The 13,405-nt window shown below is 46.1% G+C and carries 8 protein-coding genes; 2 read left to right on the plus strand and 6 right to left on the minus strand.

The window, feature by feature from the left end:
* The first annotated feature begins 1 nt into the window (after position 1).
* On the plus strand, positions 2 to 1,591 hold the full coding sequence (locus tag CLV42_RS19010; protein ID WP_106603504.1) for an MFS transporter: 1,590 nt from the start codon (positions 2 to 4) through the stop codon (positions 1,589 to 1,591).
* 56 nt (positions 1,592 to 1,647) lie between these two features.
* On the opposite strand, the gene CLV42_RS19015 is transcribed toward CLV42_RS19010, so the two are convergent.
* Together CLV42_RS19015 and CLV42_RS19020 are read right to left on the minus strand one after the other, a co-directional pair.
* Positions 1,648 to 2,382, minus strand: coding sequence for a LytR/AlgR family response regulator transcription factor (locus CLV42_RS19015; protein WP_106603505.1), 735 nt, complete (start codon positions 2,380 to 2,382; stop codon positions 1,648 to 1,650).
* Between the two features lie 4 nt (positions 2,383 to 2,386).
* Positions 2,387 to 3,445 carry a sensor histidine kinase gene (locus CLV42_RS19020; RefSeq protein WP_106603506.1) on the minus strand — a complete coding sequence of 353 codons (1,059 nt, stop codon included), beginning with the start codon at positions 3,443 to 3,445 and terminating at the stop codon, positions 2,387 to 2,389.
* 360 nt (positions 3,446 to 3,805) lie between these two features.
* On the opposite strand from CLV42_RS19020, the gene CLV42_RS19025 reads away from it, so the two are divergent.
* The gene (locus CLV42_RS19025) at positions 3,806 to 6,190 is read left to right on the plus strand and encodes a TonB-dependent receptor domain-containing protein (RefSeq protein ID WP_170117567.1); all 2,385 of its coding nucleotides are present in this window, start codon (positions 3,806 to 3,808) and stop codon (positions 6,188 to 6,190) included.
* Between the two features lie 55 nt (positions 6,191 to 6,245).
* Here the strand turns inward: CLV42_RS19025 and CLV42_RS19030 are convergent, their stop codons facing one another.
* From CLV42_RS19030 to CLV42_RS19045, 4 genes are all read right to left on the minus strand, one after another.
* Positions 6,246 to 8,564, minus strand: coding sequence for a hypothetical protein (locus tag CLV42_RS19030; protein ID WP_106603508.1), 2,319 nt, complete (start codon positions 8,562 to 8,564; stop codon positions 6,246 to 6,248).
* A gap of 220 nt (positions 8,565 to 8,784) precedes the next feature.
* Positions 8,785 to 10,152 (minus strand): alpha-L-fucosidase, encoded by a 1,368-nt coding sequence (locus CLV42_RS19035; RefSeq protein ID WP_106603509.1) that lies wholly within the window; start codon positions 10,150 to 10,152, stop codon positions 8,785 to 8,787.
* A gap of 25 nt (positions 10,153 to 10,177) precedes the next feature.
* Positions 10,178 to 12,256, minus strand: a complete 2,079-nt coding sequence (locus tag CLV42_RS19040; protein ID WP_106603510.1) for an alpha-N-acetylglucosaminidase — start codon at positions 12,254 to 12,256, stop codon at positions 10,178 to 10,180.
* Positions 12,257 to 12,262: 6 nt separating this feature from the next.
* Positions 12,263 to 13,405: a family 20 glycosylhydrolase gene (locus tag CLV42_RS19045; RefSeq protein WP_106603511.1), complete on the minus strand. Its 1,143-nt coding sequence runs from the start codon at positions 13,403 to 13,405 to the stop codon at positions 12,263 to 12,265.

Genomic DNA, 13,405 nt, shown 5'->3' on the forward strand with positions numbered 1-13,405 from the left:
CATGCAAGTACATAAAATTCCGGTTTTCAAACCATGGGTATCCGAATGGATGGCAAGATCCGTGATATTTGCCATTCTCATGACTTGCCTGTTTAGTTTCGCCTTTTACAGTAGTCCGGTTGCGGCAATGGGTTTTTATGGCATACAGCCTGCCGATGTTCAATATGCCATGGTAGTTGTTTATGGCTCGACCGTAGCTTTTTTGGCCCTGGATTTTCGCATTGTGAAGTATTTTGCTCCGAGGAAATACCTGATCATGGCACTTGCCGTCAATGCGACATGTTCCATCATCTGCTTTCATGTCAAAAGTTGGAGCCTATTTGTCATTTGCCAGTTTGTGCAAGGGATTATCTGTGCGTTGATGTCAGGCATAGTTTTACAACTCACGTTTCCAAGATTGGAGTCCACACGTGCCCGCGTGATTGCGTATAGTCTCCTGTATGGAAGTATACAGATCTCCGTTCAGTTTTATTCGATCTATGCCAGTGTGGTACTTTATTTTTATGACTTCAACTGGCTATTTTATGGACTCAATATAATGCTCATCATCCTGACATTTATTGTGTTGCTGACAATGAACGGTAAGGCACGATTTACGAAAAAGATACCGCTGTATCAGGTGGACTGGTTGGGATATCTGTTTTATGTGTCCTTTATTTTGATGGTAGGATACATGTTAATTTACGGACGGCAGTTGGGCTGGTTTGACAGTCCGTTAATCGTTCGCCTTTGCTTTATCAGTTTAATCATCTTTACGCTATTTGTGATCAGAGAGTTGAAGCTTAAACGACCGTTGATCAACTTACAGATATTCAAGGTGAGGAATTTTGTCATCGGTCTGCTGCTGCTTTTTACCTTTTACATTTTCAAAGGAAGTACCGGACTTGCTTACGGGTATCTTGAAGTTATTTTGGGCAATGATCCAATCAGTACTATTCCGATATGGATCGCAGTAATTGCGGGGACTGTTCTGAGTATGTTTGTTACCTCCCGGTTTGTCCTGATGGGCTATAACCTGATAAGGATTATCATAGCAGGTTTTGGGCTTATGGCGCTCTATTATGCTTATATGATACTTTTTGTCTCCGTACAGGGAGAAACAGTTGACTTCATCCTGCCCATGTTTATCTATGGTGCTGCAACAGGCGTTTTATTTGTTCCAATTGTATTGTTCACCACCTCCGCAGCGCCGCCAAAGATTGCGGTAAATGCATCACTTATCGGGATTCTTGCGAGGTTCACTGGCTTTACAGCCAGTCTGGTGCTTAATACCGAACTTCAATTAATTTTCAAATCCGCAGTTAGGGAGAAGATGCGGGAAACACTGGTGGACATTAACCCACAATTGCCTGTTGTTTTAATGGATATCCAAAACAAGTATATAAATGCAGGCAACGATATCTATACAGCAAGAGGAGTATCAGGAGCTTATTTTAATCGACTGGTGGGGCAGCAAATACTAGCCCGTACTACGCGGGATTATTATGATTTGATGTTTGTTGGAGTAGTCTGTGTCATTGTGGTGTTGTTATTGGTCCCACAGATCCAGCATGTGGTACTTAGACTAAAGAAAGGAAATATACCTTATTAGTGTCTTTTCGATCAGGTGGTAGTGTTATTTGTCTTGTTAAGATTGACATCACGCAGTCATTCCCGCAATCCCAGGGCTTTCATGACCTCAGCCTTATATTGGCGGCCAATCGGAAGCTCCAGGTCACCCACTTCAATGACAGCCGTACTAAATGATTTGATTTTATCTGTTGCAATGATATATGCCCGATGGATACGCAGGAATTGTATATCAGGTAACTTTTCCTCCAGGTAACCGATGCGCTGGTAGGTAATTATTTCCTGGGTGGATGTTTTTACTTTAATATAATCTTTCAAGCTTTCGATGTAAAGGATATCTTTCAAAAAGACCTTCACCATCTTCTTATCTGACTTCAGATAAATGAACTGTTCCCCAGGTATTCCGGTATCCTGGGGAATTAAAATTGGCGGTAAAGGATTTGATGGCTCATTTGCGGGATGGTATTTATTAATTGCTGCCAGGAACCGTTCGAAAGGAATAGGTTTGAGCAGATAATCCAGAACATTGAGTTCAAAACCTTCCAGCGCATACTCCCGGAATGCCGTGGTGAAAATTACTTTCGGCCTGTTGGAGAGTGTTTTCAGGAAATCGATACCTGTCAGTTTCGGCATCTGTATATCAAGGAACAATAAGTCCACTTTATTCTTTTGCAAAAATAGCAATGCCTCAATGGCATTGTCGCATTTGCCCACCAGGGTCAAAGTTTCCAATTGGCCAATATAATCCTCCAGGATAGCTATTGCCAGCGGTTCGTCATCTACAACCAGGCACCTGATTTTGCTTGCTGCCATCGAATTATTGCAATTTTATTTTTAGGTCAACAGTATAATATTCCGGTTCCTTTTGTAAGATCAATCTATGCGTGTCCGGATACAGCAGGTCAAGCCTTCGCTTTACATTATGCAGGCCAATCCCACCTCCATGGGTAAGATTATCGGCCGGGCCGCTATCCGCCCCTGTATGACTGTTCTCGACCTTTACGCTTAACCACTCATCCTTTACTTTGAGGTCAATAGTAACCCATACGTTGTCTGTTTCTTGGCTTACGCCATGCTTAAAGGCATTTTCCACGAACGGGATCAGGAGCAAAGGTGCTATTTTTTTACCTTCAATTTCACCGGATACATTCAATGAAACATCAAGCCTGTTGCCGTATCGAAGTTTTTCGAGCTCGATATAATTGCTGATATGTGCTATTTCTTTATCAAGCGAGATGCCTTCCGATTGTGAATCATAAAGCATATAGCTCATCAGCCCCGATAACTTCAGCACTACTTTTGGCGCATCGGAGGAAGATTGGAGTGTAAGGGCATAAAGATTGTTCAGGGTATTAAACAGAAAATGTGGATGTACCTGGGCTTTCAAATAATTCAGTTCTGCTTCTAATTTTTCATGTAGCGTATCCTGGTGGATCCGTTCCTGGTCAAACCAATGTTCCAGTACTTTAACCAGCAGCGTAAACAACAGTACGGGCGCCAGAAACCAAAGCATCACTTTGAAAATCAGATACCATACAAATATGGCCTCATAGTAGGTGGTATCCGGAAAAAAGGTGGGCTCGATAAACCGTTCCAGTAATATGCGGTCCAGCAGAGAAGCCACAAACAGGAGCGTTATGGCAGATGTAGCATAGGCGATATATCGTTTTTGCCTAAAGAGGAGGGGAAACAATACATAGATGTTAATATAAGTTACCAGCATTGCTGCCGGTAACCTTTGTAATTCGTCCAGGAAATATTTGAAAAGGCCGTCTTCCCCATCTGCATGTACGCCGGTGTACACCAAAAGATAGCCAAGCCAGAAAAGGAGATGAGTAAGTAACCGGTTCCCCGCTATATAAAAACGTTTCGTCATTAACTGTTATTAGCCTGTTCGCGTAACTTTTTTATCAGACCAAAATTAGTGTTTTGACATTTTACACGGCAACTTTTCGACGAACAACCTTTTTTGAACCATTTTCGGCACATTTTCATACTGTATTCAGCAAAGCGATTCAACCAGGCTTTATAGAGTTTGCAATTTGTTGTTTGGCGAAATGCTGTGAAGCGGCTGTTTTAATGGTGTTCATTTGCAATGAAACATTTCAGAACAACAATGTCCACACTATACCCTGCAAACAAGTGTTCCCGGATCGGGCAAAGGCTTTATCCATCGTTGCTGCTCCCTGCAATTATACCCGGAAAGACAATTCAGACGTTCTTTTTGATGATAGGTATGATCACATACATTTACCCTTTTGCCCTTTATGGGCAGCAGCCATCAACTGCCGGCCAGGGCCACCTGAGTAAGAGTACCATTTCAGGCAAAGTGATGAACGAAAAGAGGAGCGCGCCTGTCATTTATGCAACGGTGATAATTAAAGACGGTGCGGGAAAAACAATGGCGGCCTCGTTGACCGACCAGAACGGGTATTTTAAGATCGATTCATTGCCGCCGGCCAATTATGTATTGGAAATTACTTACATGGGGTACCAGGCGTATACCCAATCACTAACGGTGACTGGCATAACGGTAATGTTGGAATTGGGCACGCTAGCTATGAAAGAAGGTACTGCGTCTCTCAACGAGGTGGTGGTGACGGGGGAAAAATCCGACCTGGAGCTGAAGCCTGACAAGAAAGTATATTTGATCGGTAAAGACATATTGTCCCAGGGTGGCTCGGCTGGTGACATTTTGAACGGCATACCTTCAGTTGCGGTTGAACCAGGCGGCGCTGTCAGGCTGAGGGGCAACAGCAACGTCACTGTCCTGATAAACGGGAGGCGCTCGGGGCTCACGCTCGGCAATGTGATGACACAAATTCCAGCTGCCAGTATTGCAAAGATAGAAATTATAACCAGCCCCTCTGCCCGTTATGATGCTGCCGGTTCTGCCGGGATTATCAATATTGTGCAAAAAAAAAATATAAGAGAAGGACTCAGCGGCCAGGCGAGGTTGGTATTGGGTGTTCCCAACGATTATAACCTGAATGCTAACCTGAACTACAAAACAGGCAAACTGAACCTGTTTGCTACCCTAGGCGGCCGCTATTCTGATTATGTCGGGTTGTATACTACGAAACAAACGACAGCAGGTATTACGGCTGCTTCGCTCAGCAAGGTGCAACATGAAAACAGGCATGATGATGGCAGGCTTGTTTATTTCGGAGGGGACTACTGCATTAATCCACGGAACACGTTTACATTGGCATTTTTTAGAAATGCCACAAAAGACATAGACGGGACGACCCTGGATTATGATTTTGGGAGTATAGGCAGCGACAGCAGTATCACCCGGAAGGGGAGATCCAGGGAAGTCCGCAGTTATAATCAACTGGAATCGAACTATACGAGGACTTTTGATAGAGAGGGCAAAAAGTTCACAATTGATTTGCAATACGATTTCTGGAACAGTGATAAAACCTGGGACCTGTTGACCCAAAAAACATTTCCCCTGGTTAGCGATCTGTATCCCATCAGAACTACTTCTATCGGGGCCAGCAAAGACCTGGCCATACAGTCGGATATAGTCAACCCTTTTAAAAATAGATCGATTTTGGAATCAGGCCTTAAAGGGGAAAACAGATCTGTGTCAAGCGATTTCAAGGCGGAGCAACGTCCTGACAAGGATTGGGTAACATTTGATAACATCGACAATAAGCTAAATTATAATGAACGCATCTGGAGCGCCTATGCACAATACCGGAGCAAACCTGGCGGGTTCAATTACCTTTTGGGCTTAAGATACGAATGGACGCAAATCGGTATCCGGGACAGGGGAGGTAGCTTTAATAAAGAGAAGTACTATGGCAGGATATTCCCAACCATAAATCTGAGCTATACAATGGGTAAAGGATCGACGCTTCAAATGAGTTATGCAAAGCGGATCAACCGGCCTGAATTATGGTATTTATACCCCTTCAATGAACTAACGGATTTCAATGCACAATTTGTCGGGAACCCTGACTTAAACCCTTCTTACACGAATGTCATTGAACTGGCATTGTTGCGGGAATGGGATAAGTTTACTTTTAATCCGACGGTATATGCACATTTCACAACGGCGCCCATTGAGCAGTATACCTATCATAACGATAAAGGCACCTTTATAACGATGCCGTTCAATCTGGACAAGGAAAGCCGTTACGGTGTTGAGTTGTCCGCTATTTATGATCCTGTAAAATGCTTAACCCTTAATGGCCAGTTCGGCGTTTATGGATTCAGGCAGACGGGTTACTATAGAGAAACTGATTTTGATTTTACATACACTTCCTGGAATGGCAGGATCAATATACGTGTTAAGCTACCCTGGAGATCCGCGTTTCAGGCCAGGTATGATTTGCAGGGCCCCGGCAACAATGCACAAAGACATACAAGCGCTTACCACTACCTCTCGTCAGGGTTAAGCAAAAACGTGCTCAGAGATAAGGGTACGCTAATCCTGGACGGAACTAATGTTTTGAACTCCCGTAAGATAAGGTCAGTGGTTACCGGGGAAAATTACCTCATAGACCAAACCGACAATCTTAATGCTGCAAGGTTCAGGCTTAGCTTTAGTTACAAATTTACCAGGAAGGAAGGACAGGTTTTCAGAAGCCGGAAAGAGGGAAATCGCGATTGACTTTGAGTTTACGATGCAATCTGTTTTGGGAAGAAACCGAGCCATAGACGTAGCCTTATCGCAAAACGAATTTTATAGATTCCGGCTGCAGCACGATGGTTTTAAAAATGGCATCCAGTGATACGGAGATGCCATAGGCGTTGATTTGTTTTATAGTGCCTGCATAGCCTTTGTACAACTGTGCGTTTTGATCCTGCTTATTGCCGATGACCATTACCTGTTGGCCGATGATATTCCTGGGACGTTCCGGCGACTGCAAGCTGATATCATATTTGACAGACAGGGCCTTTACCACATTGCTATTTTTAAGCGAGCGTGGATAGGCTTCTGCGGTGGTGTGCAGGAATTGATCAAGTGCGTACTTTTTCTTTTTCTGATTAGCCTTATCGGTTCCTCTATCCTTAATGAAGTTCCACAATTCATGCTCTTCGTCAAAACCTCCTTCGACATATTCACTGATCGTTGTCTTTTCCCTTTGGCCCAGGCTCGGGGGAAAATGTGCCAATCCACTGGCATCAAACATGCCGATCAGGTGATCCGTAATAATATTCTCTTTACCGGCCAGTTGATCAGGACTAAAGACAGCGTCGCCGTCAGTCTCGTACTTTTTCAGGAACTGGCGGTGCATCCCTTCCTGACGGCCACCAGGAACGCCTCCTTTGGAGATGGTTGCCAGGGGAGTGACATTTAGGAGGTGGAGATAAACAGCAATAAAAACCTCCAGGAAGGCAGTCTTTTTCGCGATATCCTGCTTAAATACTTCGCCCACCATACCTGTAAATTTCTTTGCGTTGTTAAATGCCCCTACCAGGAAGATCTGGTGCTTTTCATCGATCACACCGGCAAATTCAAGTTGCGGACTTTTCATGGCTTCCTGGGTCATGAGTGACAGTTGCAGCAGCGCCGTTGAGAGGGGCAGGCCGCGGAGAGAATTGATGACAGCATCCTGGTGAACGGCCCAGGCGGTGGTATGAGCTCCCATGGTACCGCTGAAAGGACTCTTGGTACGTCCTGTGGTGATAATATCGCCGATATCATCCCGGTTATTCAATAGTATGGTCGCCTGGAAGCCGGATCCACCGCCGGCAATATCTGAATAGCCAAAGGCGCCACCCCGTACACTCGATTCGTCCAGTTTATCCGATCCGCCTAGTTCTGACTCCACTTTTACCTTATCGTTCGCGTCTTTGAAGGTATAAGTCCCGGCGATGTTGGTAAACTTTTCTTCTCCATTCACGAGTTTCACGATATGTGCAGCATTCAGCGCAGGGGCCTTTAGTGTTACGTCTGTTGTGAGGAGTGCAGTATCATGCATTTGACTGAAATCGTATGCAAAAGGATAGGCCACCCTGATAGTACGCAGGAAATTCTGCAGGGATAAAGCCCAGATCTCTTCCCGCACTTCCTTTTTCTGTGTATGCTGGTTACCTTGCGCAAATACTTCCGGCGTTTCGGCGGCGAACATGGTCCAGAGGGTTCCACGGACTGTTTTTTTGTAGACTTCCAGCTCTTCGTTCTGCAGTTCACCTTTCAACAGCTTCCGCAGTTCTGTATCCATGCCCGTAAAGTTCTCATGTTTCAGTGCTTCGTCGTCCAGGGGAGTATAGGATTCCAGGCGGTTGTTGCCGGAGGGCGTCTCTTCGTTTTTCTGGAACTTCTGTGAAGCGGCGAATTCGAAATAGTTTATCTCCCCTCTGGCTACTCCTTCTCCGTGGCCCGAGGGATCACCGCCAGCTACTGTGGACATGGGAAGCAGGTTCACATAGGTAAGGTAGGCGTTAATGGCAATCCGTAACACCTGTAGTGCGTTGCTGTAATTTTGTGCGGTGATATTCGCTGCTGCCTTTTGAAGATCGTCACGGGATACCGTCAATTGGAATGCAGCGTAATCCAGTTTTTGCCATTGTTCTTTGGCGATGTAGCCATCCAGTTTACGCAGGGGCGAATCCAGATCTTCATTGATGGTGTCTAATAACCAGGTAATACCTTGACTGAGCGTAGTGCCTACAAGGTGTCTTCTTACTGCGTCGATATGTGCTACCCATGCCGTTGAGTGCGCCCCCATCGTATTGCTGAATGGCGAAACGGTGCGGCCGCCGATGATCACGTCGTCTATCTCATATTCTGATGCATTCCATTCCCCGATAATTTTTGTAAGCGCCTGCCGCTGTATAACAGGACCCGGTTCGTCGGGTATTGTTTCCGATGACAAGTCATGCGTTTGTATACTGACATCTGTTGTGGGGACCGCAGTAGCTTGCATTTTTTGTATGGAATTTACTGCGGGCCTGGATACACCGGCAGAGGAGGGGCCATTTGCAACGGCGCGGCTGGAAGGTTGAACAGCGGGTTTATGCTTATCAAAATGTGGCATGGGATCGGGCGTTGAAACCAGAACTGTGTGGTTGAAGAGTAATATACAACTTTCTGTGATATTGCGCTGATCTGAGAATCGGGAATACAAAAAGGCGGGAGATGGTAATTCACTCTTTGCTCTGGCTGGGAACAGCCGTTTCAGGTATCAGCTTATATAACAAAAATGCCCGCAGATTGATATCTGCAGGCAATGGAAAACTACTAGAGGGAATGGGTAATTAATTTAATACCAGCTCAATAACGGGTACTTCTACGTTTGGTTTTTGGGCCGGCAATTTCAGGATAAGATCGTTACCAGCAGCATCCGTTTTATCGCGCAGTATTTCTGAATTATCATGCGTAAACTGGCAGTATTTCACTTTGCCCTTATAACCCGGCAAGGTCAGCGTGCTCCCCGGATATTCCATTAAGTGGACATACAGGCGTTTTGTAAGCGGGTTATAGGTGAGCAGTGTGTTTGGCGGCGCCTTATATGTATCGGGCGCATAAGTACAGCCATAAATAGAACGGTTGTTGAATTTCATCCAGTTGCTGATATTAGTTAACGCGAGCTGTGCACGGTCGTCGAAAACACCACGTGCAGTGGGGCCAACGTTCAGTATCAGGTTGCCACCCTGACTAACGGAGGTTATTAGCAACGCGAGCAGATCGTGGGTGCTTTTCCAGGTATTCTCATCCCTGAAATAACCCCATGAGCCGGAAAAGGTCTGACAGGTTTCCCAGGTTTGTCCCCTGAATTTTTCCAGTTCCTCCGGCTTTACCTGTTCCGGTGTGAGGAAATCTGCTCCGTCTTCATACGCTTCGAGGCCCAGGCGATTATCCACCAGTATGCCTGGCTGCAGCTTGCGAATGAGCTTCAGCAATTCTACTGAGCCCCAGTCTTCACTGCTTTTACCATGGCCGTTATTGCCAGGATAGGAAAAGTCAAGCCACATGATGTCTATCTTTCCGTACTTAGTCAGCAGCTCGGTGATCTGGTTCTTCATGTACTGCCGGTATTTGGCGATGTCCCTGCCTTTATTCAGGCGGGCATAGGCAGTATCTGCATCACCAGCCGGCTGTTGGGGATGATACGCGTCAATAGGAAAGTCTGGATGATGCCAGTCCAGCAGGGAATAATAAAAACCTATTTTAATACCCTCCGCTCTGAACGCATCCACGAATTCTTTTACAAGGTCTCTTTTGGCAGCCGTATTGGTAGCCTTATAGTCTGTATATTTTGAATCAAAAAGGCAGAAGCCCTCATGGTGTTTGGTGGTCAGTACTGCGTATTTCATCCCTGCTGCTTTGGCTGACTTTGCCCAGGCTTTAGGATCAAACATATCCGGATTGAACATATCAAAATAGGGCTGATACTGGTCATTTGTCAAACGTTCCCAGCGTTTTACCCATTCATGCCTGGCTGCCTGTGCATACAAGCCCCAGTGTATGAACATGCCGAAACGGTCGTGCGTCCACCATTCCATGCGTTTTTGTTTTTGAGCCGGTGTTTCATTGCCAATACGTTTCTTTTCCTGTGCCTGTGCCTGTAACATCGTAATTGCCAGCAGGAGAAGAACGCCGAATCGATACAAGTTTTTTTTCATGATAGGAGTTTAGTTGAGTATGTCATTATTTTAATCGCTCGTTTGTTTTTACCCAGTCACGTTCCCAGGCGAAGTAGTCTGGCGCGGGGGCAGTGGCTCCTTTCATCAGCTTACGCAGATAGCCGAAATATATCTCCCAGCGTTTTTTGTAGAAAGTATCCATCATACCGCCCCATTCTTTGTAGGCATATTCATGAAGATAATCCTCTTTCCGGTTGTTAGCACCCCAGTAGGTGATCAGCACCATGGCATTATGCAGGTTGTTTTCTTTTTCTGCAGATGTATTGCCTGCGCGCCAGGCCTGTTGCTGATATGTTGACAGCCTGTAAAATGGATGTATATTTAACAGGTTATTCAGCCGTGTGCATAGTTGTAAGAAGCCGTTGGCCGCCACATCAAAAGATACGCTGTCTTTGCTGTTGTACGCTTTTACAAGTTCAGCAAATGCGTAATCAGCCTGATTGGACAACACCTGCCGGCTGAAGTTGATATGGTCAAGGAGGTAAGTTTCGCTGTTCCTGAACCGGGGAGCGGCTTCAGTAAATAGACGGACAGCGGCTGCAAACCTGGCCGTGTCATAGTTCTTCTTTAATGTACCCCAGCTGGATACGGATTTGATTTCAAGGGCAGGTCTTGCGCACAGGATATTTTCAGGCGGGCCTTCCTGGTAACCGGGAACGCTGTTGTAGGCTGTTTGCAACAGCAATTGCCAGGCCTGCAACAGGTGTTCATCCGACTTTCCGTAACGGGATTTTACGTAAGTTTTGATCCATTCGTCCACATTCACATGCTCCTGATGCCAGGCCAGCTCCATCAGTAATTCATAGGAAACAGGGTTGTTGTCAATCCCTTCAGGCATAATACCCACGCCTTTCATGTACTGCCCGAAGGCACCTGTACGGGCCCGGTGAGTCTCGTCCGCATAGCGTTGTAACTTGCCGTATAACCCTGGTCGCTCGCCGAAATTATTTACCATGCACCAGATAAAGGGCGTGCCTTCATAGCCGTTCCTTTTTTCCCAGTTGTTGGTAGTTTCGCCAAACAGTTCCTGCACAAGGATGGTCGATTTATCCACCTGCGCCAGCATTTCCTTGCGAGGATTATCCTGCCAGCCCTGTAATACCCAGATAGCGCCGGGGAAATACTGCTGCATGCTTTTCTGAATATTCACACCGGCTTTGGCCAGGTCAACGCCGGTGGTGATACCGCCTTCATGAAACGGATCACCTGAAAACAGGTGGATGTTGCTGCCATAGAGCTTTTTCGTTTCCTCATAAAAGATACCTGCAACACGGCTGAATGCTGTATCTGTAGGATCCAGTATATCCGGCCGTGTAAAAGCACCCCAGTTGCCCTGGGGAATGATATGTGCGGATGTTTTGTTTTTCAGCGAGGAGGGAACCATGCCATAAAAACCGGGCATTACCGGTGCGATGCCCAGCGACTGCATACGTGCGATCATTTTTTGCACCAGTACTTTCCGGCTGTCTATCTGGCTTTGGGGCATGGGACCTCCCCAGCCCTCTAAGTTTCCCATTAGCCACCAGGCATTGAAAGCAGGACCGGTGATATAATCGTCAATCTCCTTTTGCGTGTAGCCTATTCTTCTCAATACATTCTGCCATACTGCTTCTTCTCCATTTGCTACCAGCATGGCGTTTACACCGTTCAATGCCATCCAGTCCAGTTCATGCTCCCAGGCTTTCCAATCGTAGAAGCTCATGGTGTAATTGTAGGTACAGTAGTTGAGTGCGTACCGGTATTGGGCTGATGCTTCCTGCCTGAGCGCTGTTTGTACAACAGGAAGTGGAGATACGGGTGAGAGGTTGTCTCCCATATGCGACAAAGAACGGCTACAGTAATATTTCAGGTACCAGTTCAGCCCTACCGCTGCGGCATTGGGACCGGTAGCACCAATAACGAGCTTACCATTACGGGTCTGCAGCTCAAATACATCCTTACCTGGGACATTTAATTTTTCAAATACAAGCTGTTGGCTTAACCAGGGCGTTCTACGTGCGGCCAGGGATTTTACGCCGTCAAAATCGCCCGCGCGTAACTGGAAGGACAGCAGTAGTAACCATAAAAAAGAGTATTTCCGCATTATTTACTATTTACTTTGCTCTACCTTTCTGATCTCCGCGAATAATTTTTTGAAAGCATTGACATTATCCACTGCCAGTTTGTAATCCGATTTTCCGTAATAGGCTTTTATGAAATCGCCAGGCCCCATCCAGGAGGTTTCAAACACTCCCTTCATTCTTTCTGCCAGGGTTAGTGAGAAGTCCTCCCTGGTGCCATTCTTTCTGGCAGCGTATACCTGGGTTACCTGATCTACGGCAACATCTGCTTTGTAACAGGGACTGGCTAATACATTAAACCCCTTCATTGCAAAATAGGCGGGTGTAGGTGGCGCATCCTCGTACTTCCAGTCGCAGATGACAATATCTTTTGGTATCCTGTCAATGGCCCTGTGTGTATCATTCATGCTGGCCTGCCATCCCAGCAGGTTTGTTGTTTTGCCATCCAGCAGGCGGTCGCTCCACATCCACATTTCACAATTCTTTTCTTTCAGATGATCGTGCAATTTTGTTACGTAATCAGCGAAGATCTCCGAACGGTCGCCACCACCGCAACGGGGACATTTATTGTAAGCAATGATCCAGGCCTCATCCAGCCCCACATGCAGCACATCTGCTTCGCAAACAGCTACCAGTTCATCTATCATAGGGAACAGCACCTTGAACAGGTCGGGATGCGTCGGACAAAGGCACTTGGTATAGAAGTCGAATTGTCCACCATCTTTCCACGGAACAGGGGGATTATAATCCGGCGACTCATCGAATTGCGGATATTGCTTTAATAAGGGCCCTATTTCCGTTTTTTCTGATTGGTGGGCCAACAGGTTGACGGTGGGGACAAAGCGGATATTTGCGTCTTTACAGGCCTTTACAATGCTTTTAAGATCCTGCTCGGAGAGGGCGTTTTTCTCTGCCAGCTCCGGAGTGCTTTTAAACTGGTAGGAATATTCGATCCGCAGGGCCAGCGTGTTCACGCCTTCTTTTGGCAATGCATTGCGGATGAAATCGCATAGTACAGGTACTTCAGCCGGTGTTGGCACACTTAAAAGGAGGCCTTTGACGGGCAGTTTATTCCAGGGAAATTCTTTGTGTTTTTGCGCAGTAGTAATAGCTGGCACACATAACACACCACAGAGGAAGATGAGGACCGGGACGAATTTTTTACGAAACAT

The organism is Chitinophaga ginsengisoli, from assembly GCF_003014595.1.
In the GTDB taxonomy this organism is placed as follows: Bacteria; Bacteroidota; Bacteroidia; order Chitinophagales; family Chitinophagaceae; genus Chitinophaga; species Chitinophaga ginsengisoli.